This window comes from Pelagibius sp., from assembly GCF_965227505.1.
Classification (GTDB): Bacteria; Pseudomonadota; Alphaproteobacteria; order Kiloniellales; family Kiloniellaceae; genus Pelagibius.
The window spans coordinates 4498084-4520445 of the sequence record NZ_OZ245757.1; the positions used below are offsets into that span (position 1 = coordinate 4498084).

The 22362-nt window shown below is 66.4% G+C and carries 20 protein-coding genes; 14 read left to right on the forward strand and 6 right to left on the reverse strand.

Annotated elements, in window-relative coordinates; translation table 11 throughout:
- Positions 1-79: 79 nt before the first annotated feature.
- Positions 80-1273 (reverse strand): iron-containing alcohol dehydrogenase, encoded by a 1194-nt coding sequence (locus ACO06P_RS21205; protein WP_420347220.1) that lies wholly within the window; start codon positions 1271-1273, stop codon positions 80-82.
- Positions 1274-1598: 325 nt separating this feature from the next.
- On the opposite strand from ACO06P_RS21205, the gene ACO06P_RS21210 reads away from it, so the two are divergent.
- A complete protein-coding gene (locus ACO06P_RS21210; protein ID WP_420347221.1) occupies positions 1599-2573 on the forward strand; it encodes a hypothetical protein in 975 nt (324 codons plus the stop codon).
- Positions 2574-2642: 69 nt separating this feature from the next.
- Here the strand turns inward: ACO06P_RS21210 and ACO06P_RS21215 are convergent, their stop codons facing one another.
- Positions 2643-3239, reverse strand: a complete 597-nt coding sequence (locus tag ACO06P_RS21215) for a 2-hydroxychromene-2-carboxylate isomerase (protein WP_420347222.1) — start codon at positions 3237-3239, stop codon at positions 2643-2645.
- Positions 3240-3426: 187 nt separating this feature from the next.
- On the opposite strand from ACO06P_RS21215, the gene ACO06P_RS21220 reads away from it, so the two are divergent.
- Entirely contained in the window at positions 3427-3984 is a 558-nt protein-coding gene (locus tag ACO06P_RS21220; protein WP_420347223.1) for an NMCC_0638 family (lipo)protein, read from the forward strand.
- Between the two features lie 11 nt (positions 3985-3995).
- Here ACO06P_RS21220 and ACO06P_RS21225 read toward each other — a convergent pair whose 3' ends face one another.
- A complete protein-coding gene (locus ACO06P_RS21225; RefSeq protein ID WP_420347224.1) occupies positions 3996-5648 on the reverse strand; it encodes an acyl-CoA synthetase in 1653 nt (550 codons plus the stop codon).
- Positions 5649-5776: 128 nt separating this feature from the next.
- Between ACO06P_RS21225 and ACO06P_RS21230 the strand changes: the two genes are divergently transcribed.
- The 3 genes from ACO06P_RS21230 to ACO06P_RS21240 all read left to right on the forward strand — a co-directional run bounded on the left by ACO06P_RS21230 (position 5777) and on the right by ACO06P_RS21240 (position 8293).
- The gene (locus ACO06P_RS21230; protein ID WP_420347225.1) at positions 5777-6616 is read left to right on the forward strand and encodes an SDR family oxidoreductase; all 840 of its coding nucleotides are present in this window, start codon (positions 5777-5779) and stop codon (positions 6614-6616) included.
- A gap of 18 nt (positions 6617-6634) precedes the next feature.
- Entirely contained in the window at positions 6635-7240 is a 606-nt protein-coding gene (locus ACO06P_RS21235; protein WP_420347226.1) for a hypothetical protein, read from the forward strand.
- 84 nt (positions 7241-7324) lie between these two features.
- Positions 7325-8293, forward strand: coding sequence for a lysylphosphatidylglycerol synthase transmembrane domain-containing protein (locus ACO06P_RS21240; protein ID WP_420347227.1), 969 nt, complete (start codon positions 7325-7327; stop codon positions 8291-8293).
- Positions 8294-8417: 124 nt separating this feature from the next.
- Here the strand turns inward: ACO06P_RS21240 and ACO06P_RS21245 are convergent, their stop codons facing one another.
- Positions 8418-9311, reverse strand: a complete 894-nt coding sequence (locus ACO06P_RS21245) for a class I SAM-dependent methyltransferase (protein WP_420347228.1) — start codon at positions 9309-9311, stop codon at positions 8418-8420.
- 213 nt (positions 9312-9524) lie between these two features.
- Here ACO06P_RS21245 and ACO06P_RS21250 point away from each other — a divergent pair, with 213 nt between their 5' ends.
- The 6 genes from ACO06P_RS21250 (at position 9525) to pgmG (ending at position 17024) form a co-directional block, all read left to right on the forward strand.
- Positions 9525-11603, forward strand: coding sequence for a molybdopterin-dependent oxidoreductase (locus ACO06P_RS21250; RefSeq protein WP_420347229.1), 2079 nt, complete (start codon positions 9525-9527; stop codon positions 11601-11603).
- A gap of 154 nt (positions 11604-11757) precedes the next feature.
- Entirely contained in the window at positions 11758-12459 is a 702-nt protein-coding gene (locus ACO06P_RS21255) for a VWA domain-containing protein (RefSeq protein WP_420347230.1), read from the forward strand.
- 12 nt (positions 12460-12471) lie between these two features.
- Entirely contained in the window at positions 12472-13194 is a 723-nt protein-coding gene (locus tag ACO06P_RS21260; protein ID WP_420347231.1) for a hypothetical protein, read from the forward strand.
- 121 nt (positions 13195-13315) lie between these two features.
- Positions 13316-14197, forward strand: coding sequence for a UTP--glucose-1-phosphate uridylyltransferase GalU (galU, locus tag ACO06P_RS21265; protein WP_420347232.1), 882 nt, complete (start codon positions 13316-13318; stop codon positions 14195-14197).
- Between the two features lie 75 nt (positions 14198-14272).
- Positions 14273-15601, forward strand: coding sequence for a UDP-glucose dehydrogenase family protein (locus ACO06P_RS21270; RefSeq protein WP_420347233.1), 1329 nt, complete (start codon positions 14273-14275; stop codon positions 15599-15601).
- A gap of 13 nt (positions 15602-15614) precedes the next feature.
- Positions 15615-17024: a phosphoglucomutase/phosphomannomutase PgmG gene (gene pgmG, locus ACO06P_RS21275; RefSeq protein WP_420347234.1), complete on the forward strand. Its 1410-nt coding sequence runs from the start codon at positions 15615-15617 to the stop codon at positions 17022-17024.
- 49 nt (positions 17025-17073) lie between these two features.
- On the opposite strand, the gene ACO06P_RS21280 is transcribed toward pgmG, so the two are convergent.
- Positions 17074-18426, reverse strand: a complete 1353-nt coding sequence (locus ACO06P_RS21280; RefSeq protein ID WP_420347235.1) for a D-alanyl-D-alanine carboxypeptidase family protein — start codon at positions 18424-18426, stop codon at positions 17074-17076.
- A gap of 349 nt (positions 18427-18775) precedes the next feature.
- Between ACO06P_RS21280 and ACO06P_RS21285 the strand changes: the two genes are divergently transcribed.
- Entirely contained in the window at positions 18776-19528 is a 753-nt protein-coding gene (locus tag ACO06P_RS21285) for a hypothetical protein (protein ID WP_420347236.1), read from the forward strand.
- A 26-nt stretch (positions 19529-19554) separates the two neighbouring features.
- On the opposite strand, the gene ACO06P_RS21290 is transcribed toward ACO06P_RS21285, so the two are convergent.
- Positions 19555-20322, reverse strand: a complete 768-nt coding sequence (locus tag ACO06P_RS21290) for a peptidase (protein WP_420347237.1) — start codon at positions 20320-20322, stop codon at positions 19555-19557.
- 423 nt (positions 20323-20745) lie between these two features.
- On the opposite strand from ACO06P_RS21290, the gene ACO06P_RS21295 reads away from it, so the two are divergent.
- Positions 20746-21489 (forward strand): phasin family protein, encoded by a 744-nt coding sequence (locus ACO06P_RS21295; protein ID WP_420347238.1) that lies wholly within the window; start codon positions 20746-20748, stop codon positions 21487-21489.
- Positions 21490-22034: 545 nt separating this feature from the next.
- Positions 22035-22358 (forward strand): ATP-dependent Clp protease adapter ClpS, encoded by a 324-nt coding sequence (gene clpS / locus ACO06P_RS21300; protein WP_420347239.1) that lies wholly within the window; start codon positions 22035-22037, stop codon positions 22356-22358.
- The last annotated feature ends 4 nt before the right edge of the window (positions 22359-22362 follow it).

A 22362-nucleotide genomic window follows, 5' to 3' on the forward strand; every position in this document is an offset into this window, starting at 1 on the left:
AGCCGTCCGCAAAGGCTCATGATGACGCGCGGGACCGCCGCCCGCCCGAAAGAAAATTACCCCGCCGAACTGGGTGGAATCAGGCGAGTCGACCGGTCAGGGCGGTTTCGAACATCCGGCGCATCTCCGCCGCCCCGGCGGGCACCGGGTTGGTGGGGGCGGTGGGGTCCTCGGCGGCCATGACGGCGATTTCCTCGATGCGTTCTTCGCCGACGCCGAGGCCGTCCAGCCGCTCGGGGATGCCGAGCTCCGCGCGCAGGGCGAGCACCCAGTCCTGCACTGCGGCGAAGGAGGGTGACGGCAGGCCGAGCCAGGCGGCCAGGCGGGTCATCTTCTCCTCGATGGCCGGACGGTTGAAGGCCAGCACATAGGGCATGACGACGGCGTTGGTAAGGCCGTGGTGAGTGTCGTAGAGCGCGCCGATGGGATGGCTGAGGGAATGGATCGCGCCGAGGCCTTTCTGGAAGGCTGTGGACCCCATGGAGGCGGCCGCCAGCATGTGGCTGCGGGCCGCGAGATTGGAACCGTCCTGAACCGCCGCGGGCAGCCAGTCTTTCACCAGGCGGATGCCTTCGACCGCAATGCCCTCGGCCATCGGGTGGTAGCCCGGCGCGCAATAGGCCTCCAGGCAATGCGCCAGCGCGTCCATGCCGGTGGCGGCGGTGATGTGGGCCGGCAGGCCTACAGTCAGCTCCGGGTCGGAAACCACGGTGCCCGGCATCATCTTGGGATGGAAGATGATCTTCTTGATGTGGGTGTCTTCGTCGAGGATGACCGAGGCGCGGCCGGTCTCAGACCCTGTGCCCGCCGTCGTCGGCACCGCGACGATGGGGGCGACGCCCGCCGGGTCGACCCGCTTCCAGTTGTCGCCTTTGTCCTCGAAGTCAAACAGCGGCCGGCTCTGTCCGGCCATGAGGGCAATGGCCTTGCCGCAGTCCAGCGCCGAGCCGCCGCCGAAGGCGATCACCCCGTCGTGCCCGCCGGCGCGGTAGGCGGCGACCCCCTCGTCAACGTTCCGGCCCACCGGATTGGGCTTCACCGCAGAGAACAGGCCGGTCGGCAGGCCTTCGGCTTCGTTGGCGGCCAGGGCGCCGGTGACCATGGGCAGGGCGGCGAGGCCGGGGTCGGTGACCAGCAGCGGGCGCGTCATGCCCAGGCCCCTGCAGGCACGCCCCAGGTTCCTGATGCGGCCGGGGCCGAAGAGCATCTGGGTCGGAAAGCCCCAGTTGCCTTTCAGAGTTTGCGGGTTGGTGCCGTTTGAATCGCTGGACATGGGCGGGCCTTATCGTGCTGTGGAACGGCGGGCGGCGTCGGGCGCGCCCTTCATGCTTTGGTAACCAAGACCTTGGTGATACCCGCAATGCCGGGCCGGATTCAAACGCTTGTTGGCCGCTGCCCGGGATAGCAGCCATGCACACCCGGCAGGCCAGCAGGGCCGCTGGGCCCGGGGCCCGGCGGCAATGGGAACTAAGACTTCCTTCACCCTTGATCCCTAAAATCCAAACCAATGCGAAATTTGCAGGCGCAGTGGCGGGTAGGTGAACCCGCCCGGCCGGAGTGGCAAAGGGCCCCGGCGCGCCGTCTCAGGAGGAGCTTCGATGATCTCCGCACTGCTCGACCTGCCAGGGATATTCGGCCGCACGCCAGAGGCGCTGGGCGGCCAGGGCCGGCAGGCCTTTCTCGACAACCCGGCGACCACCGGGCGCGATCCGATCCGCCTCTCGCCTGAGGCCCAGGCCGTCGACGGCACCGAAAGCGTCGGCGAGGGCGCGGCTGCGGAAACCGAAAGCAAGTCCCTGCTGGGAGAGGCCGGCGGTTTCGTGCGCAAGGCGCTGGAGACCATGCGCCGCGATCTCGGCCAGGTGCTGAAGGCCTTCGGATTCGATTCAGAATCGGTCCAGGAATTCACCAAGGCCTTCGTCGAGCCGGTGCTCACCGCCTTGAAGGAGGGCATGAACTTCACGGCGGAGCTGAGCTTCGCCGCCTTCAGCCAGGTGACCGCGATTTCGGGCTCCAACTTCAGTCAATCGACCTCCATGGTCGCCAAGTCTCTTTCGATTGAAGTGAACCAGGACACCGGCGAGGTCTCCGTCTCCATGGCGAGCCTTTCCTTTGAGCAGGATATCCGGATCGGCAGCGGCACCTCCGGCGGACAAGCTCCGATCATGGTGATCGATCCGGAGAACCTGGGCGACCCGACGGCGCTGGCCGAGAAGATTCTGAACAGCGGCGTTCCGGCGAACGACGACGCCGGGGTCCAGGGTGCGGCCAAGGCCGTGGCGGCGGGCGATGACGAAATAGCCGAAGGCGACGATGACGGCGACGGTCTTGCCGCTGTCTCCGGCCCGCTGAAGGAAACACTGGCCGAGGTGCGCGAGCGGCTGGCGGAAGACGCGGTCGACTTCCAGACCCGTCTGGCGATCTACTCGGTGACCCGCACCACCAACGACCAGGGCGAGACCATTACCCGCCTGCTTCTGGATGCCCAGATCAGGATTTCCAGCCTGGAAGGCGGCAGCAGTGACGATGCAACGGTTCAGGAGGAGGCGGAAAGCCTCGACCTCGAAGCCTAAAGGACCGAAAGGTCGGAACCGTCGGAAAGGGGCCCTTCGGGGCCCCTTTGCCGTTGGAAGCTTCGCGGATTAACCCGCCAGCGCCCGGTCGAGAAACTCCAGCCGGTCCTGGCCCCAGAAAATCTCGTCCTTGTAAACGTAGGTCGGGGCGCCGAAGACGCCGCGTGCGATGGCCGCCTCGGTCTGCTCGGCATAGCGTTGCCGCACCGCCGGGTCCAGGGCCTTGGCCAGCAGGTCGAGGGCATGGTGGCCGGTCTCCGCGGCGATGGCCTCGCAGGTGCCGACCTCGGCGATGTTGCGGTTCTGCTCCCAGACCGCGCGGCCGAAGGCCTGGGCCAGTTCCAGCGGCCGTCCGCCGCCCTGGCCGGCGGCGATCACCATGCAGGCGGCGGTGGTCTCCGGCGCCGGGAAAAAAGCGGGCTCCAGATTGATCTCGACGCCAAGATAGGCCCGCCAGCGCTTCAGCTCGACCATTCGGTAGGCCTGACGTTCCGGGGCCCGCTTCGCCAGCGGCAGGCCGCCTGTGCGCGGAAAGACCGTGCCGAAGTTGATCGGGGTGACGCGAACCTCTGCGCGGTGTTTTTGCGCGATCTCCGCGAAGCGCTGGCTGCCGAGGTAGGTCCAGGGCGAGATCACGGTGAGATAGTAGTCGATAACCTTGGTCATGGTCTGAGGGCCTCGGCGCGGGACAGTGAAGCGGGCAAAGTGCAGGCAGGCTGCTTAGCGCGTCTCGGTGCTTTGGTCCAGAGCACCTTGGTCCGCAGGGTCCGAACTGTTAGGGTCGCGGGCCGAACAAGGCGCGGTGCTTTGGCGCAGCGCCCGACATCAGGTGCGTGTTTATAGGATGTCGTCTATGACTTGTGGTTTTTGCGTGCGGTTCCGTGGGGTTTTCGCCGCGACTCTCCTGACGGCCCTTGCAGCCTTCCCGCTGGCCTCGCCCGCCGCGGCCGACCAGGCCCGCGAGGCGGTGGGGCTGTTCGTTCAGTCCTGCCTGAGATACGTCGAGGATTCAGGAGATCTGCGTGCCTGGATCGACGAGACGCCGCAGCTGCGCAAGTTTGCGCCGCGGCAGGCCCAGGCCTTTCTGGACGGCAGGCGCGGCGATGTGTGGTCGGCGGCCAACGACTCCGGCCTCTTCGCGCTCGTGCTTTTCAACGACGACACCTGCACGGTGATGGCCCAGCAGGCCAGCGCCGACCAGGTCTCCCTGGTGTTTTCAGAGTACGTGCGCCGCAAGAACCTGCCGCTGGACAAGGTCGGCGACCGGCGGGAGTTCGTGCGCAGCATCGATCAGCGCGAGGAGACCTACCGCTCCAGCGACGGTCGTATCCTCTACGAGGTGGTGCTGATCACCTCTAAGTCGCCGCGCGCCGAGGTGCAGGCGGTTCTGACCACGCGCCCGAACCGTTAGAACCCAAGCGCTCAATCGCTTGCCGCGTTGTCCCCTTCGCGCAGCGCCTTGCGGATGACCTTGCCGGTGGCGGTCATGGGCAGGGCATCGACGAAGGCGACGTCGCGCGGGTACTCATGTGCGGCAAGCCTGGTCTTCACGAAGTCCTGGATCTCCCGGGCCAGCGCGCTACGCGCCTCTTCGCTGCCGTAGTCCTCGCCGCACTTCAGCACAATGAAGGCCTTCACCCGCTCGGTGCGAAGCGGATCGGGCACGCCGACGGCGGCGGCCATGGCGACGGCCGGATGCTTCAGCAGACAGTCCTCGATTTCGCCCGGGCCGATGCGATAACCGCCCGATGTGATGACGTCGTCGTCGCGCCCGACGAAGTGCAGATAGCCGTCCTCGTCCATCGCGCCCATGTCGCCGGTCACCAGCCAGTCGCCGCGGAACTTGGCTGCTGTGGCTTCCGGGTTACGCCAGTACTCCAGAAACATCACCGGGTCGGGCCGCCTCACCGCCACGCTGCCCTCCGCCCCGGGTGGCAGCGCTTTGCCGTTCTCGTCGACGATGGCGACCCGATGGCCGGGCACCGGACGGCCCATGCTGCCGGGTTTGACGGTCATCAGGTCGGCGCAGTTCGCGACCACCAGGTTGCACTCGGTCTGGCCATAGAACTCGTTCACCGTGATGCCGAAGGTCTCCAGCGCCCAGTCGAGCAGACCGGCCCCCAGGGTCTCCCCGCCGCTGCCGATCGACCGCAGGCGATAGTTCCAGCGATTCTGCGGGCGCTCCACCTGGCGCAGCATCTTCAGCGCGGTGGGCGGCAGAAAGGCGTTGCGGACCTCATGGCCGGCCATCAGGCGGAAGGCCTCTTCCGGGTCGAATTTGGCGAAGCGGTGGGCCAGAACCGGCACGCCGTGGTGCCAGGCCGGCAGCAGCACGTCCAGCAGGCCGCCGATCCAGGCCCAGTCCGCCGGCGTCCAGAACAGGTCGCCGGCCTGGGGGAAGAAGTTCTGCGGCAGTTCGACCCCGGGCAGGTGGCCGAGCAGCACCCGGTGGGCGTGCAGCGCGCCCTTGGGCGGCCCGGTGGTGCCGGAGGTGTAGATGATCAGCGCCGGGTCGTCGGCCAGGGTGTCGGCGGGCCGGTAGCGGTCCGAAGCCTTGTCCAGAAGCGCCTGCCAGTCCAGCGCGCTCTCCCCCGGGCTATCGCCAGGGCCATCAACGGAGATGAGGGTCTTGAGGGCGGGCAGGCGCTCGCGCAGGGGGGACAGCTTGCCCAGGCCCGCCGCATCCGTGATCACCGCCGCGGCGCCGGCATTGTCCAACCGGTACTCCAGGGCCTCCTCGCCGAAGAGGGTGAAGAGGGGCACCGCGATGGCGCCCATCTTGTAGACCGCCAGGTGGGCGACGGCGGTTTCCACGCCCTGGGACAGCAGCACGGCGATGCGGTCGCCCCGGACGAGCCCCTGCGCCTCCAGGGCGTTGGCGAGGCGGTTGGACAGATGGCTGAGGTCACGGAAGGAATAGCGCTGCTCCCGACCGTCCGCCCCTACCTCGATCAGGGCGGGCCGATCTTCCGCCGCCCACTTGTCGCAGGCATCGACGGCGATGTTGTAGCGCTCCGGCACCCGCCAGCGGAAGTCCTCGTACAGCGCCTCGTAGCTGGGGGCTCGCTCAAGCATCGCCTCTCGGTCTCTCCCTGCCGAATCTTGCTTCTGGTCTTTGGCCCGCTAGCATAGCCAGACTCGCGCCCTCGCGGTACCGCTCCGCCCCGCCGCCGTCCGGCACCGGCACAAGAAAGGCTTCTGAGATGTTTCAAAGCGATCTGCTTCAAGACAAGCGCATCCTGATCACCGGGGGCGGCACGGGCCTGGGCAAGGCCATGGGCAGGCGCTGCCTGGAACTTGGCGCGAAGATCGTCATCTGCGGACGTCGGGAGGCGGTGCTGGAGGAAACCCAGGCCGCGTTCGACGAGACGCATCCGGGCCGTACCCTGGCGCTGCCCTGCGATCTGCGCGATGCCGCGGCGGTGGAGGCGATGGTGGAAGCGGCCTGGGCCGAGGCGCCGCTCGATGCGCTGGTGAACAACGCCGCGGGAAACTTCCTCGCCAAGACCGAGAGCCTGTCGCCGCGTGCGCTGGATGCCGTGCTCTCCATCGTCCTGCATGGTACGGCCTACGTGACCCTGGCCTGCGGCAAGCGCTGGCTGGAGGCGCAGCACCTCGGCAACGTGCTCTCCATCGTCACCACCTACGCCTGGACCGGTTCGCCCTACGTCGTGCCCTCGGCCATGGCCAAGGCGGGCGTGCTGGCCATGACCCGTTCCCTGGCGGTGGAGTGGGGGCGCCGGGGCATCCGCCTGAACGCTATCGCCCCCGGGCCGTTCCCGACCAAGGGCGCCTGGGACCGCCTGGTGCCCAATCCGGAACTGGACGCCGCCTGGAAGAACAAGATCCCCCTGGGCCGCGTCGGCGAGCACATCGAACTGGCCAACCTCGCAGCCTATCTGCTGGCCGATCAGTCCGGCTACGTTACCGGGGAGGTGGTCACCATCGACGGCGGCGAGTGGCTGAAGGGGGCAGGCCAGTTCAGCCTTATGGAGGCGCTCAGCGATGCGGACTGGGAGGCCATGCGGGCCCGCAAGGGCTGAGCCGGCCGGGCGCGCCGCATGAGCGGTCTTTTGCCGACTGCTCTGCTCGCCGATCTGCGCCAGCGCTACGGCGAGCCGCAGCGTCACTATCATACCTGGGCTCACATCGAAGCCTTGCTTTCGCTCTTTGCCGAAGTGCGCGCGCAGCTTTGCGACCCGGCGGCCGTCGAAGCGGCGCTCTACTATCACGACGCCGTCTACGATCCGCGGGCAAGCGACAATGAGGCACGGAGCGCCGCGCTGCTGCGCCAGGCCTGCGCCGGGGTCTTGCCACCCCGGAGTCTGGAGGCTGCCGCGCAGTTGGTGGAGGCGACGGCGGCCCATCGCCTGCCGGAGGGTCTGATTGAGGAGGGTATGACTGGCGGTCGGCTGGAGGATGCAAGGCTGTTTCTCGATATGGATCTCTCGATCCTGGCTGCCGGGCAGGCAGAATTCGAGGCCTATGAGGCCGCCATCCGGCGCGAGTACGGCCATGTCGACGCAGCGGTCTTCGGCGCCGGTCGCCGCCGGATCTTGGAGGGCTTCCTGGCCCGTGAGAGGCTCTATTTCTCGGACCACTTCGCGGCCCGCTTCGAGGCCCCGGCGCGGGCAAATCTGGCCCGTAGCCTGGCGCTTCTCGCCTGAGGGCGGTCCGGCCCCAATCCTGAAGATTTGTTTACCACTGGGACGGCATCATGGGGCGGCTAGGCCACCACAGAGAAGGGGTCCATGTCCTCGGCCGTCATACAGAGACCGGCTTCGTCGGCGCTGCGGCGCCGGCTCGCGCTTCTGGCAAAGCTGGCGGTTTCGCTGGCGCTGCTGGCGCTGGTCGCCGGCAGCATCGATGTGAAGACCGTCGGCGGTCTGGTCCTGGGGCTCTCTCCGGCCGGCGCCGCGGCGGCGGTGGCGAGCCTTGCCGCCATTGCCGTGGTCTCGGCGCTGCGCTGGCAACTCGTGATCGGCGCGATCGGACCCCGCCAGCCTTTCGCGCGCATTCTCGGCCTGATGTTCGTCGGCAGCTTCTTCACCCAGATGCTGCCCACCTCGGTCGGCGGCGATGCAGTGCGCATCTGGCAGCTCAGCCGCTACGGCGTACCGGCCCAACGCGCCTTTATCGGCGTGATGCTGGAGCGCATCACCGGGCTCATCGCCCTTGTCCTGATGGTGGCCGGCGGCGTGGTGTGGCTTGGGGAAGCGCTCTCGCCGCCGGCTCTGGGCTATGTCCTGCTGGCCTGCCTGCCGATTCTCCTTGTGGGCCTCGCGGTCCTCTGTCTTCTGGACCGGCTGCCGCCCGGGCTGCAGGGATTGCCTTTGGTGGGACCGGGCCTGCGTCTGCTGGCAACCATGGCGGCCGATGCGCGACGGGTGCTCCTGGCGCCGCGCCTCTCCCTTGTCCTGCTGGCGCTGTCTGCCGTGGCGCAGTTCTGTTCCATTCTCACCTTCTACGCCCTCGCCGGCGGGCTCGGGCTGCCGCTTTCGCTGGCGGCGGCCACGGCGGTGGTCCCGGGGATCATCCTGATTACTTTCCTGCCGATCTCCTTCGCCGGCTGGGGCGTGCGCGAGGGCGCCAGCATCGCCATGCTGGCCGCGGTCGGGCTTGGCGCCGACCAGGCGGTGGCCCTCTCGGTGCTCTTCGGCCTGGCGTCGATCCTGGCGGGGCTGCCGGGCCTGCCTCTTTGGTTGGCCCACGCGCGCTAGAGCGTGCTGGCGCCAGGGCCGGCCCTGAAGCGGTTTCACTGCATTGTGGGATTGGTCCGGGCAAGCCCGTCAAACCCGGGCCTGCTTCAAGCAGGAAAGGCCGCGGAGAGGGCGGGCGGTGCGGTTACGCCCCGTCCTCCACCGGGCGCGAGCCGGAATAGGCGATGGTGGTGCCGGGCAACCAGATGTTGATCGTCTCGAAAGCCCTGGGGCTGGGCAGAGCGAGCTTCCGGCAGACCTCAGCCAAGGGGAAGGCGTGGGGGTAGGGCAGGCGGGTGAGCTGCGTGAGGCCGCAGTTCTGCATCAGCCGATGCAGACTGTCGGCATCGTAGAACACCACATGTTCGGGATACTTGAACAACGGCCAGCGGCGGCCCATCAGCTTGCGCCAGGCCCCGCCCATGTCCGGGGCTGCCAGAATGCAGTGCCCACCCGGTTTCAGGTGCCGGAAGATCTGCTTCACAAAGGCCACGGGCTCGTAAACATGCTCGATGACGTGGCAGGCGACGATGCAGTCAAACCGGCGGTCTTCGGGAACTGCGTCGAGACCCCCGGAGTATACGCGGTCAGCGACCTCTGCCGCCCGGGCCGCAGCAGTCGGAGAGTACTCACTGCCCTCCCGCGTGCTGAAGTAGGGCGCCGCTTCCTCCAGAAGAAAGCCGTAACCGCAGCCAACCTCCAACAGCGAACCGCCTGTCAGCTGGCGCCGCGCCATCTCTCGCAAGAGCCTGCGAAAGGTCAGGCGTAGACTGACCGCCTGGTCATCGTAACGCTCGTAGCCGGCGCCGCCGCCGTCAAAGTAGGTGTTGCTGCGATACACCTCGGCCATCGCCGCTTCCGGCAGCCGCGGCGACAGATACCAGAGGCGGCAGGCGCCGCAGCGCACGACCGCGAAGCCGTCGGCGGCATAAGGCGTCGCCTCCTGCGCATCGCCAGCGCAAAGAGGGCAGCCACAGACCTCTCGCATCGCTTGCTGGCCCGCGTCCGGTGCGGGGATGAGGGTCTCGGTCAAGGCCACGATCGCAGGCTCCTTCACTGTGCTGCGACCAGCCTAGCCGCCGCTCCATTGACAATTGGTTTCACGGAGCGGTCCCCCAATCGGAGCCATCGTCTCAAAACGCGCCTAAAAGCCTATAAATTCATTCTTAAGTTTTTGTTTAGCTTCACATTGCCGGTCCCTCGGCGGCTCTGTAAAGTCAGGGCCTTTCATGCTGTGAGCAAGTTGTAAGGCATGCCTCTCGACGCTTCGAACGCACCGGAAATCCTTCACTCCGCCTGCCCGCACGACTGTCCCAGTGTCTGCGCCCTGGAGGTGGAGAGGCTGTCGGAGACCAAGATCGGCAAGGTGCGCGGGGCCCGCGGCAACGACTACACCGCCGGCGTCGTCTGCGCCAAGGTGGCGCGCTATGCCGAACGGGTGCACCATCCGGACCGGCTGACCTACCCGCTGCGCCGGGTCGGGGCCAAGGGGGAGGGGATTTCGGCCTTCAAGCCGATCTCCTGGGAAGCGGCCCTGGACGCCGTGGCCGAAGGCCTGTTGAAGGCCGAGCAGCGCCACGGCAGCGAGGCCGTCTGGCCCTACTTCTATGCCGGCACCATGGGTCTCGTACAGCGCGACGGCATCGAGCGGCTGCGTCATGCCAGGCGCTACTCAGGCCAGCACTCGACCATCTGCACGACATTGGTGGCCACCGGCTGGAAGGCCGCCTGCGGAGTGAGACGCGGGGTGGACGCGCGGGAGATGGCCGAGTCCGATCTGATCGTCGTCTGGGGCGGCAACCCGGTGAGCACCCAGGTGAACGTGATGACCCACATCGCCCGGGCCCGCAAGGCGCGGGGGGCGAAGCTGGTGGTCGTCGACCCCTACCGCACAGGCACGGCAGAGCAGGCGGACCTGCATCTGGCGCTGAAGCCGGGGACCGACGGGGCGCTGGCCGCAGCGGTGATTTCCGTGCTGCTGGCCGAAGGCTACGCAGACCGGGCCTACATGGACGCCTACAGCGACTGGGACGCGGAACTCGAGGCCCACTTTGCCGCCTGCACGCCGCACTGGGCGGCGGAGATCACCGGCCTGTCGGCGCAGGAGATCCGCGACTTCGCCCGTCTCTACGGCGCCACGAAGCGCAGCTACATCCGCGTCGGCTACGGGTTCTCGCGCGCGCGCAACGGCGCCGGCAACGTTCATGCCGTCACCTGCCTGCCGACGGTGACCGGGGCCTGGCAGCACCGGGGCGGCGGAGCCATGCAGGGCCAGTCCGGCGTCTACGGCCTCGACGAGACCCTGATCCAGGGCCTGGACGTCCGCGACAAGGGCATCCGGATGCTGGATCAGTCCCGCATCGGGCCGATCCTGGCCGGTGACCGCCGCGATCTCGGCGACGGCCCGCCGGTGACCGCGCTGTTCATCCAGAACACCAATCCGGTGGTGGTCTGCCCGGAAAGCGGCAAGGTCGCGCAAGGCTTTGCCCGCGACGATCTCTTCACCTGCGTGCACGAGCAGTTCATGACCGAAACCGCGGCCATGGCCGACATCGTGTTGCCGGCCACCACCTTTCTGGAGCACGACGACGTCTATGTCGCCGGCGGCCACACCTACCTGCAGGTCACCAAGGCGGTGATCGAGCCGCTGGCCGCCTGCCGCAGCAATCATGAGGTCATCTGCGCCCTGGCCGGGCGGCTGGGGGCGGAGCACCGCGGTTTCACGCTCAGCGCCTGGGACCTCATCGACGAGACGTTGAAGGCCTCGGGCCTGCCTGATGCCGAAACCATACACGCAGCCCACTGGCATGATTGCGCCATGTCGTACGAGGATATGCACTTTCTGAACGGCTTCGGCCACGACGACGGGCGCTTCCATTTCAAGGCCGATTGGGCGGCCTATGGTCCGGACTTCGCCGCCATGCCGCCCCTGCCCGGGCACAGCGAGAGCTACGACCGGGCAACGGCGCAACACCCCTTCCGTCTGGTCGCCGCGCCGGCGCGGTCTTTCCTGAACACCAGCTTCACCGAGACGCCGGGCTCGCAAAAACGTGAAGACAGGCCGACCATTCTGGTCCATCCCACCGCGGCAAAGGCCCTGGGTGTGGAGAACGGCGGTCGCCTGCGCATCGGCAACGACCTGGGATCCCTGGTGATCGCCGTGGAGGTCTTTGACGGCCTGCAGCCCGATGTGGTCGTGGTGGAGAGTATCTGGCCGAACAGCGCCTTCGAGGAGGGAAGGGGGATCAACCTGCTGATCTCCGCCGATCCCGGTCCGCCGGCGGGGGGCGCCGTGTTCCACGATACGGCGGTCTGGCTGAAACCGGCCTAGACGCAGGACTTTGGAAGCGGGCATTGAATTGCCCGCCCAGGCGGGACAGGATATTGCCCGGATTGGCAAAATCTCCGCGCGACACTAGGTAACAAGGGCGTGCTTGGCCGCCTCAAGGCCCCAGCACCGCCGGTTCGGAAAGCGCTGAGGAAGAATGGCAAAGGACCCAAAACTGCCGAAGGTATCGACTGGGTCGGAGGTCGATGCCTTTCTGCGCAAGGTTTCGGCCACCCCGCCGCCCAGCTCTGAGGCGCGCGGGCGGCTGATCTTTGCCATGGACGCCACCGCGAGCCGGGAGCCGACCTGGGATCAGGCCTCGCATCTTCAGGCCGAGATGTTCAAGGAGACCGAGACCCTTGGCGGCCTCGAGGTGCAGTTGATCTATTACCGCGGGTTTGGCGAGTGCAAAGCCAGCCCCTGGGTTGGCCGCTCCTCGGAGCTGCTGCGCTTCATGACCAGCGTGTTCTGCCTGGCCGGGCGCACCCAGATCGGCAAGGTTCTGCAGCGGGCGGTCAAGGAGACCAAGACCAGAAAGGTCTCGGCCCTGGTCTTCGTCGGCGACGCCATGGAGGAGGACATCGACCACCTTGGTCACCTGGCCGGCGAACTGGGTCTGCTGGGTGTGCCCTGCTTCATGTTCCACGAAGGCAGTGATCCGGTCTCCCGCAAGGCTTTTCAGCAGATTGCCCGCCTCAGCGGCGGCGCCTTTTGCACCTTCGATGCGCGCAGCGCACAGCAGCTTCGGGATCTGCTCTCCGCCGTGGCGGTTTTCGCCGCCGGCGGCCGCCGCGCCCTGGCCGACTACAGCCGCAAGGCCGGTGGCCTGGTTCCGCAGCTGACCCATCAGATCAAGTAGCGGTTTTCGTTCATGCCGTATTTTCTCCTGGGGATCGCTCTTCTGGTCGGCGCACTCTTCTTCGCGCGCTGGTTCGTCGACGCCGACCCGAGACGCGTTGCCACGGTTGCGAAGATCGCCGGCGCGGTCTTCCTGGGCGGTCTGGCGCTGTTGCTGGTGATCAGCGGGCGTATCTCCCTGCTGATGATGCTGCTCGTAGCCCTGGTCTTCATGCGCCGGGTGCTGAAGGCGGCGCGCCAGCAGGCGCAGGCGATGCACGGGCCCAGCCCGGGGCAGGCCTCGGAGGTGCGCACACGCTTCCTGCATATGGCCCTGGATCACGATACCGGACGGATGGACGGCGAGATCCTGGACGGCCGCTTCATGGGCATGTGGCTCTCCCAGCTCTCCCTGGCGGATCTCCTCACGCTGCTGGAGGACTATCGCGCAGAGGACGAGGAGTCCGCGTCTGTGTTGGAGGCCTTTATCGACCGCAATCACCAGGAGGATTGGCGCGGCCAGGAGAGCGCCGGTGGAACCGCAGGCGGAGAGGGGGAGCGGGCCGGGACAGCCGCCAACGGGCCGATGAGCCGGGAGGAGGCCCTGGAGATCCTGGGCTTGGAGGAGGGCGCCAGCGCGGTGCAGATCCGCGAGGCGCACCGCCGGCTGATGCAGAAAATCCACCCGGATCATGGCGGATCCAACTATCTTGCAGCCAAGCTGAATGAAGCCAAGGATTTGTTGCTAAGCACATGAGCCGCCGGGATGCCGGCCACCGGTCCGCCTCTCGGGGCCAATTGTGTCACTTGTCGCCTGCTAGTCCCTGTGGCAATACAGCCGCGCCTTCACGACACCGACACGCGAGGTTTTCGTCCCGATGCAAGGTTCCATTCGCAAGGCGGTTCTTCCCGTCGGCGGTCTCGGCACGCGCTTCCTGCCTGCCACCAAGGCTATCCCCAAAGAGATGTTGCCGGTCGTCGACAAGCCGCTGATCCAGTACGGCGTCGAGGAAGCGCGCGCGGCGGGAATCGAGGAGATCATCTTCGTCACCAGCCGCGGCAAGGCGGCCATCGAAGACCATTTCGACCACCACTGGGAACTGATGGCCACCCTGGAGGCGCGCGGCAAGACGGCGGAACTGGAGCTTGCCCGCTCGATGATGGCGACGGCAGGCAAGATCAGTTATACGCGCCAGCCCGAGGCCCTGGGCCTGGGGCATGCTGTCTGGTGCGCCCGCAAGCTGGTGGGGCGGGAGCCCTTTGCCGTCATTCTGCCGGACGACCTTGTGCTGGGACAGCCCGGTTGCCTCAGCCAGCTGGTTGAGGCCTACGAAAAAGTCGGCGGCAATCTGGTCGCCGTGGAAGATGTGCCGCGGGAACACACCAACCGCTACGGTATCCTGGACGTCGTCTCCGACGACGGCCGCCTTGCCGAGGCCAAAGGCCTTGTGGAAAAGCCGCGCCCCGACGTGGCGCCTTCGACCCTCTCCATCATCGGGCGCTACATCCTGCAGCCCGAGGTGTTCGACGAGCTCGACCGCCAGGAACGCGGGGCCGGCAACGAGATCCAGCTGACCGATGCCATGGCGCGGACCATCGGGCGCCAGCCCTTCCACGGACTGCGCTTTGAGGGCCGGCGCTTCGACTGCGGCAACAAAGCGGGCTTCCTGGAAGCCAATTTCGCCTATGCTCTGGAGCGCGAGGACCTCGCCCCGGCGGCGCGGGAAATTCTCAGCCGCTACAGCGCCAAGGTATCCTGACCCCCTCAGGTCTGCTGACTGATCCGCGGCGGCCGGCGGCTCTGCCGGCCTGCCGGTCCCAATGGAGGACGCAAGATGCGTATTGCAATGGTCGGAACCGGCTATGTCGGCCTGGTTTCCGGCGCCTGTTTCTCGGAGTTCGGCACCGACGTCGTTTGCGTCGACAACGACGCGGACAAGATCGCCCGGCTCGAGAAGGGAGAAATCCCGATCTTCGAACCGGGCCTGGACGTGCTGGTGGCGAACAACCGCTCTGCGGGACGGCTCAGCTTCACCACCGATCTCGCCGCCGCGGTCAGCGAAGCCGATGCGGTCTTCATCGCGGTCGGCACGCCCACGGGGCGGACGGGCGGCGAGGCCGACCTGACCTATGTCTACGAAGCCGCCCGCGAACTGGCCCCGCACCTGAGGGGCTATACGGTGGTGGTCGACAAGTCGACGGTCCCGGTCGGCACCGGACGGCAGGTGCAGAAGGTCATCGCCGAGGCCAACCCGAAGGCCGATTTCGACGTCGCCTCCAATCCGGAGTTTCTGCGCGAGGGCGCGGCGATCAACGACTTCATGCGGCCCGACCGGGTGATCATCGGCGCCGAAAGCGACCGCGCGCGGGAGGTCATGCGCGCGCTCTACCGCCCGCTCTACCTGATCGAAACGCCGATCCTTTTCACCACCCTGGAAACCGCCGAGCTGACCAAGTATGCCGGAAACGCCTTTCTGGCCACCAAGATCACCTTCATCAACGAGATCGCCGATCTTTGCGAGAAGGTCGGGGCCAATGTACACGATGTCGCGCGCGGCATCGGCCTGGACGGGCGCATCGGGCGCAAGTTCCTGCACCCCGGCCCCGGCTACGGCGGCTCCTGCTTTCCGAAGGACACTGTCGCTCTGGTCCACACCGCGCAGAAGGCCGGTTCGCCGGTCCGCATCGTCGAGACCGTGGCCGACATCAACGATCGCCGGAAAAAGGCCATGGCCGGGCGCGTGATCGATGCCTGCGGCGGCTCGGTGGAGGGCAAGACCATTGCGGTTCTGGGACTGACCTTCAAACCCAACACCGATGACATGCGCGAAGCGCCCAGCCTGGAGATCGTTCCGACCCTTCAGGACGCCGGCGCCACGGTCAGGGCCTTCGATCCGGAAGGCATGGAACAGGCCAGCCCCCTTCTGCCGGACGTGCAATGGTGCCAGAATGCCTACGAAGCGATGAGCGGCGCCGATGCCATGGTCATTGTCACGGAATGGAACGAGTTCCGCGCGCTGGACCTGGAACGCGTGAAGGCAGCGATGAAGTCGCCCATCATGATCGATCTGCGCAACATCTATAAGCCCGCCGACATGGTCGCCGCGGGCTTCCACTACACCTCCGTTGGCCGGCCGATGAGCGCGCTCGGGCTGGAGGGATGAAGGATCTGGACGGATGACTGAAGCCACGTCGACACAGCTGGCGGCCGACCGCCACGATTTCGATCCCACCATCCTGCGCGAATACGATGTGCGCGGCGTGGTCGGCCAGACGCTCTTTGCCGCCGACGCCTATGCCCTGGGCCGGGCCTTCGGCAGCGTCGCGTGGCGGCGCGGCGCCAAGGCGATCGCGGTCGGCTACGATGGCCGCCATTCCTCGCCGGACCTGGCGGACGCCCTGATCCAGGGGCTCGGCGACTGCGGCCTGCATGTCGTGAACATCGGCCGCGGCCCGACCCCGATGCTTTACTTTGCCGCCTACACCCTGGACGTCCAGGGCGGGGTGATGATCACCGGCTCCCACAACCCGCCCGACTACAACGGCTTCAAGCTTCTGCTCGACAAGGCCTCCTTTTTCGGCGCCGACATTCAGGATCTGGGCCGTCTGGCCGCCGCCGGCGACTACGAAAGCGGCAGCGGCAGCGTCGAGACGCGCTCGGTCTTCGATGCCTATGTCGAGCGCCTGGTTCAGGACTTCGAAGGCGACGGCCGTCTCAAGGTGGCCTGGGATGCCGGCAACGGCGCCATGGGCGAGGCGATGGCGGCGGTTACCGCGCGCCTGCCGGGCGAACACATCCTGCTGAACGAGGTTGTGGACGGAACCTTCCCGGCCCATCACCCCGATCCGACGGTGGCGGAGAACCTGAAGCAGCTGCAGGAGACCGTGCTGGCCAAGGGTTGCGATCTGGGTGTCGCCTTCGACGGCGACGGCGACCGCATCGGCATCATCGATTCCCAGGCGCGCATTCTCTGGGGCGACCAGATCATGCTCTACCTGGCGCGCGATATTCTGAAGCAGCACCCCGGGGCCACCATCATCGCCGACGTGAAGGCCAGCCAGATGCTGTTCGACGGCATCGCCGAGGCCGGCGGCGAGCCCCTGATGTGGCTGACCGGCCACTCGATCATCAAGGCCAAGATGAAGGAGGTGGATTCTCCTTTCGCCGGGGAGATGAGCGCCCACATCTTCTTCGCCGATCATTTCTACGGCTACGACGACGCGCTCTATGCGGCGATCCGGGTGCTCTCGGTGATCAACAAGAGCGGCGAGAGCCTGGCGGACTTCCGCGATTCCCTGCCGCGGCTCTTCAACACGCCGGAGGTGCGCTTTCCCTGTCCGGAGGACCGCAAGAAGGCGGTGATCGAAGAGGTGAAGGAGCGCCTGCAGGCTGAGGGCGCGGAGGTCAACGACATCGACGGCGTTCGGGTGCGCGAAAACGGCGGCTGGTGGCTGCTCCGCGCGTCAAACACCCAGGATGTGCTGGTGGCACGCTGCGAGGCCGGAGACCAGGCGAACCTGGAGCGGCTGACCGCACGGCTGCGCGATCAGCTGAAAGCCAGCGGCCTGGAGCCGCCGGCTTTTTGAACCCGGTCTGAAGGGGGAAAGGGCGGACCCGGAGCCTCGACGCCGGGCCTCAGTTCGAGCCCTGGGCTTCCGGCTGCACCAGAACGCAGCCGATATCGATGGCCTTCAGCGCGGCACAGGCGTCGCGTGCCTGTTTTTCGTAAAGGCCGGTGAGCTGCGAGCGGTAGATCGTGCCGAGGCTGGTCGAGTCGACCCGCCGCACGGCCACCTTGGCCCCTCTCAGCGGCACCGGCGCTTCCGCCAGCGCCGATCTGGCGCTGCTGTGCGCGGCACTGAAACGGCTGAACGCGCCGACCTGCACGCCCCAATCGTTGGTCAGCGTCTCGTCGCCGCGAATGGGCGTTTCCAGGCCGTCGACGGCGGCAACCTGGGACGACGGCATCAGCGGTTTGACCGGCCGGGTCCGCTGCGGCACGGCGGCTGCGGTTTCGATTGCCTTGGGCTCAATCTTCGGCGTCTCGACCTTGGGGGTGCCGACCACCGTCAGGTCGACCGACTGTGTGCCGGGTGCCGCCTGGGCAATCTGCAGCGTCGCCGCCGGGGCCTGGAAGGGATTGCGGCCCGGGATCTGCGGGACATTCTTGACACCCCGGGAGGCCAGCTTCTTGAACCCGCGGTCGAGCAGCTTGACCATATGCCGGTCGCGCGATTTCGACGTCTTGCCGCCGAAGACGACGGCGATGATCCGACGGTTCCGGCGCTCCACCGAAGACACCAGGTTGAAGCCCGAGGCCCGGATGTAGCCGGTCTTGATGCCGTCGGTGCCCGTGTAGGACCTCAACAGCTTGTTGTGGCTGCGATAGGTGCGGCCCTTATAGGTGAACTTCGAGACAGCGAAAAAGGGATAGTGCTGCGGGAAGTCGGTCATCAGCGCCTTGGCGAGGCGCGACATGTCCCTGGCCGTGCTCTTCTGTCCGCGGTTGGGCAGGCCCGAGGCGTTGCGAAAGGTGGTGCGGCTCATGCCGAGCGTGCGGGCACGCTTGGTCATGACCTGGGCGAAGGTGGTCTCCTTGCCCGCCAGCGCCTCGGCGACGACAACGGCGACGTCGTTGGCCGACTTGGTCACCAGCGCCAGAATCGCGTTGCGCACGCTGATCGTCTCGCCCCGCTTCAGTCCGATCTTGGACGGCGGCATTCCGGCGGCGCGCTTCGAGACCGGCAGCTTCTGATCCAGTGTCAGCTTGCCCTTCTCCAGGGCGTCGAACACCATGTAGAGGGTCATCATCTTTGTCAGGGAGGCGGGATAGTTCCGCGTGTCCGCATTCACCGCGTGCAGCACCTGTCCCGTGTCGGCGTCGACAACGATGGACGCGTAGCGCGCTTGCGCACTCTCGCTCGGCAGGCCTGCAGAAACGGCCGTCACCAATAACGCAAACAGAGCGAAAGCAAACTTTCGAAACATCGGGACTCGCTTTTAGTTTCGGCGCCTTGCGGTGCGACGCGAAGGTTTCTTTACCAAAAGATCCGGAAACCCCCTGAAAATCCCTTTGATTCTAAGGCAATACCCGAATCCCTGTCCAGTCTAATGGGGCAGCGATTACAATGTGGTTAAAATGCACGCATTACAGAGGCTTGGCGGAAGCCCGGCACGGCCGCGGCACTGCCTGGACATTGCCCCTGTCTGCGTTTACCAAACTTTCTGCGATATGCATGCGCCGTGGTGCAATCCGGGTCGGCGAACAGCAGGCCGCGCGACGCCATCCTGGCGCGCATTGAACGCGGAGAGTCGGTCGGCGCAGAGGAGGTAGGCGATGATTTGCGATACGAGAACCGCCGAACGCTCGGGCGGGCTCCGCGGTCTTTGGGGTCTTCTGCTGCTGGCGGTGGCCGCCGGCGGTTTGACAGCCTGCACCTATCGCGGCGATATCGACAGTCCGGCCACAATCAAGGCCACCTGGTTCAGTTATCTGAACGGCGACGACATCCGGGCGCGCTGCGTCGAAGGAGCGCCGGACGCGTTCCGGCTGGTCTACAACGCCGACTACAACGAACAGCTGCGCAGCTACGAGGTCGTCGAACAGGCGGCGGGCGGCGCACGCCTGACGACCCGGGTCCAGGGCCGAAGCGGCCTCCCGGTCAGCCGGCTGGATCTTCGCGACCCGCTGGCCTGGGCACGCTGGACCACCAGCGAAACCGAGCTCGACGCCGAGGATCTGGCGCAGCTGATCGCCGCCCTGGAGCGCAGCGGTGCGTTCCGGGCGGCGCCGGCCGGCCTCAATCTCTACTCGGAGGAGACCTACTGGGTGAGCAGCCTCTGCCGGGACGGGGTGTTCTCTTTCAATGCCTGGCTGTTTCCCTCGGAGCGATTCGCGGGAATTGCCTTTGCCGAGGTGCTTTTTGCGCATGACGGCACCGAAGTGGCGGTGCGCCCGCCCAAAGACGCGCCGCCGGGTGCGCGGGCCCGCGCCACCGTGCCGCAGCGCCGCGACGCCAGCGACAAGACAGGGAGCTTTTTCACGCTGCGTGTCGGCGAGAACGGTCTCGCCGGCAACCTGGCCCTCTGAGGGGACACTTCACCCTCTCGGGTACTTCAGGTGTCGTCTTCCGAAACGATGGTCAGATGGGCCGTGTGGCTGCCGGGCCGCAGTTCCTTCACCCAGGGGCCGTCGGGCATGCGCACCGCCAGCTGGGTGATGTGCTCGTTCCACCAGATGCGCTGCTCGCGCAGGTCGTCGTAATCGTAGTGCGCGGTCCGCCAGCGCCGCTCGCCCGGGCTGTAGGTCGCCAGATCGATGGGGAAGCCGACGTCGGCAGAGGAAAAGCGGGAGGAATCGAAAGACAGGTAGCCCAGCTTCAGGGCCGTTGTCATGGCTGTATCGTGGTTCAGCGCCCGGTCCAGGATCGGCTTGCCATAGGCGGTGGCGCCGATGGAGAGGTAGGGGGTGCGCCGGTCCACCTCTATCCAGTTGCCTTCGGGATAGACCAGAAAGATGCTGGGTTCCTTGTCTTCCGGCTGGGCGCCCGCGATCAGGCTGTGCAGGTTGAAGGTGAGGTCGGACCCCTCGATCTGTTCGCGGTCCTCCTCAGCGACCTGGCGCAGGCAGGCGCAGTAGGCCGTGACGGCGTCCAGCAGGCAGGCGAACCCCGTGGCGTGGTTCTTGCGCATGTCCCGTTCCAGGTAGGCCAGGGTCTTGTCGCGGAGCGATCTCAGGCCTGAGGTCATGATCGCAAACTGGGCGCCCTCCGGACCGTGCAGGGACAGCTTTTGCGCGTTGGTCACCTGATTGCCGCTGGTGATGCGCCCGTCGGCCAGACAGACCAGGCCTTCGCTCACTTTCACACCCAGACAATAGGTCATCGCGCTGTCCGTCGCTCCGTTTCCGACCGCCGTCCGCCCACCCGGCCGCCGCTGCGCTGCGGGACTCCGGAGTCTGCCGAACACCTGCGGCGGATATTGCCAAAGGGGTGGCTTGCCAGCAACCGGCCAATCCGCCGCAGACCGGCGGCCAGCCGGCCGCTCCGCTGTCTCGTGCTGCAGTGCACCATTTGTTGTTGACTTCACGAGGGAGGCTTTTAGATTTGAGCCGATGTTGCATTGCAACATGCGGTCCCGTTTTTCGAGCCGCCCCGAAGTGCGCACCGGTCGGGCGCAGGCGGGCGGGCTGCCGGTGCCGAACCGCAGGATGCGCATTCGAGGCGGCTTCGCGACCAAGGTCGGTTGACGGCAGATCCCGGGGGCCCGCAAGCATCGAACGCAGACAAACGCCAGGAGAAATCCCCTATGGCCACCACCAAGTCCCCCGCCAAGGCAGCCGCCGCCGCCAAGCGCACCGCTACCAAAAGCACCGCCACCAAGCGCGCCGCCACCAAATCTGCAGCGCCCAAAGCCTCGGCAAAGGCCGCAAAAGCGGCGCCGAAGAAGCCCGCCACGCCCAAGCCGGCGACCCCGGAGGTGAAGGCACCGCTGCTGCCGCTGGAGCCGGCCGTCGAGGCCCTGGAAAGCATCCAACCGATGGCCGAAGAGGCCTTCAAGCCGGTTGAGGCAGCGGTGGCGGCCGGCCAGGAAACCTTCGAGGCCGTGTTCAAGGCCGGGACCCAGGCTGCGGTAAAGTCGTACGAGCAGGCCTTTGCACTGACCCAGGAACAGGTCGACAAAGCCTCCTCCAACGTCTTCCAGCGCTACGACGACGTCAGCCGGCTGAGCAAGGACAACCTGGAAGCCTGCGTGCGTTCCTCCGAGGTTGTCGCCAAGGGCGTGGAGACCTTCGGCGAAGAGGTCGTGTCCTTTTCCCGCGATGCTTTGGAAGCCGGCATACAGACGGCGCAGTCCATTGCCACCGCCAAGAGCCTGCACGAGGTGTTCGATCTGCAGAGCGAGTACTCGCGCAAGAGCCTGGAGTCGCTGATGGCGGAGACCGCCAAGCTGGCCGGCCTGTCGATTGCGATGGCCAGCGATGCTTTCGAACCGCTGCAGTCGCGCGCCGCGGTCACCGTCGAGAAGATGATGAAGCCTGTAGCAGCCTGACCGGCTTCGCCTTCTGCTCCGGGCGCCGTTTGACCGGCGTTTCGCAGGGAGCTTCAGGGCAGGGAGCTTCAGGGCAGGGAGCTTCAGGACAGAGAGCTTCAGAACAGTTCGATGGGGCCCGGCGATAGCGCCGGGCCCTCTTGTTTTCGGCCGCGTTCGGACCCATGTCACGATCGCTTTTCATTCATCCCCGGCTTTGCCTGGAGGCTGCGCTTCGCACGAGCGATTCTGCTGGCCGATTCTGTAAGAAAAAATACCCATTCCGGGCTGCCAGCTTCGGGCCGCCTTACGGTCGTGGCATACTCTTCGCAGGGAACCGGAGCCGCGACTCGGGCGCATGCGGACGGCTCCGGTCCGCCGGGTATGTCGGCCCCCTTCGCGGTCGCTCGGGCGGGATCCTGCCGACAGGTGTCGGGACGCCGTTAACCCGACCGAGAAACCTTCGCGTTAAGTTGGCGGTAAGCCTCTTGGGTCTTTTCCGATGGAAGATTGAACCAATATGATGGTGGGGACGGACAGAGTGTGTTGATGCGTAGTGTTGGATTATGAGTGAAGACAAACGAAGCGGTGGCGGCACCTCGACGGGCATTATCGTCAAGACCAAGCCCAAGACGAAAAAGCCGTCGATGTATAAGGTGTTGATGCTGAACGACGACTACACGCCCATGGAGTTCGTCGTGCACGTGCTTGAGCAGTTCTTCAGCAAGAACCGCGAAGAGGCGACCCGCATCATGCTTCATGTCCACCAGCGCGGTGTCGGCGTCTGCGGCGTTTTTACCTACGAGGTAGCCGAGACAAAAGTGACGCAGGTGATAGACTATGCCCGTCAACATCAGCACCCTCTCCAGTGCACCCTAGAAAAGGAATAAGGCC

Excerpts from the sequence above, each read along its gene's own strand:
- ACO06P_RS21250 (WP_420347229.1), top strand. The coding sequence starts at position 9,525 with ATGCCTCTCGACGCTTCGAACGCACCGGAAATCCTTCACTCCGCCTGC.
- ACO06P_RS21210 (WP_420347221.1), top strand. The coding sequence starts at position 1,599 with ATGATCTCCGCACTGCTCGACCTGCCAGGGATATTCGGCCGCACGCCA.
- ACO06P_RS21295 (WP_420347238.1), top strand. The coding sequence starts at position 20,746 with ATGGCCACCACCAAGTCCCCCGCCAAGGCAGCCGCCGCCGCCAAGCGC.
- ACO06P_RS21230 (WP_420347225.1), top strand. The coding sequence starts at position 5,777 with ATGTTTCAAAGCGATCTGCTTCAAGACAAGCGCATCCTGATCACCGGG.
- ACO06P_RS21285 (WP_420347236.1), top strand. The coding sequence starts at position 18,776 with ATGATTTGCGATACGAGAACCGCCGAACGCTCGGGCGGGCTCCGCGGT.
- ACO06P_RS21205 (WP_420347220.1), bottom strand. The coding sequence starts at position 1,273 with ATGTCCAGCGATTCAAACGGCACCAACCCGCAAACTCTGAAAGGCAAC.
- ACO06P_RS21220 (WP_420347223.1), top strand. The coding sequence starts at position 3,427 with ATGACTTGTGGTTTTTGCGTGCGGTTCCGTGGGGTTTTCGCCGCGACT.
- ACO06P_RS21225 (WP_420347224.1), bottom strand. The coding sequence starts at position 5,648 with ATGCTTGAGCGAGCCCCCAGCTACGAGGCGCTGTACGAGGACTTCCGC.
- ACO06P_RS21255 (WP_420347230.1), top strand. The coding sequence starts at position 11,758 with ATGGCAAAGGACCCAAAACTGCCGAAGGTATCGACTGGGTCGGAGGTC.
- ACO06P_RS21290 (WP_420347237.1), bottom strand. The coding sequence starts at position 20,322 with ATGACCTATTGTCTGGGTGTGAAAGTGAGCGAAGGCCTGGTCTGTCTG.
- ACO06P_RS21260 (WP_420347231.1), top strand. The coding sequence starts at position 12,472 with ATGCCGTATTTTCTCCTGGGGATCGCTCTTCTGGTCGGCGCACTCTTC.
- ACO06P_RS21235 (WP_420347226.1), top strand. The coding sequence starts at position 6,635 with ATGAGCGGTCTTTTGCCGACTGCTCTGCTCGCCGATCTGCGCCAGCGC.
- galU (WP_420347232.1), top strand. The coding sequence starts at position 13,316 with ATGCAAGGTTCCATTCGCAAGGCGGTTCTTCCCGTCGGCGGTCTCGGC.
- pgmG (WP_420347234.1), top strand. The coding sequence starts at position 15,615 with ATGACTGAAGCCACGTCGACACAGCTGGCGGCCGACCGCCACGATTTC.
- ACO06P_RS21280 (WP_420347235.1), bottom strand. The coding sequence starts at position 18,426 with ATGTTTCGAAAGTTTGCTTTCGCTCTGTTTGCGTTATTGGTGACGGCC.
- ACO06P_RS21240 (WP_420347227.1), top strand. The coding sequence starts at position 7,325 with ATGTCCTCGGCCGTCATACAGAGACCGGCTTCGTCGGCGCTGCGGCGC.
- ACO06P_RS21270 (WP_420347233.1), top strand. The coding sequence starts at position 14,273 with ATGCGTATTGCAATGGTCGGAACCGGCTATGTCGGCCTGGTTTCCGGC.
- ACO06P_RS21215 (WP_420347222.1), bottom strand. The coding sequence starts at position 3,239 with ATGACCAAGGTTATCGACTACTATCTCACCGTGATCTCGCCCTGGACC.
- clpS (WP_420347239.1), top strand. The coding sequence starts at position 22,035 with ATGAGTGAAGACAAACGAAGCGGTGGCGGCACCTCGACGGGCATTATC.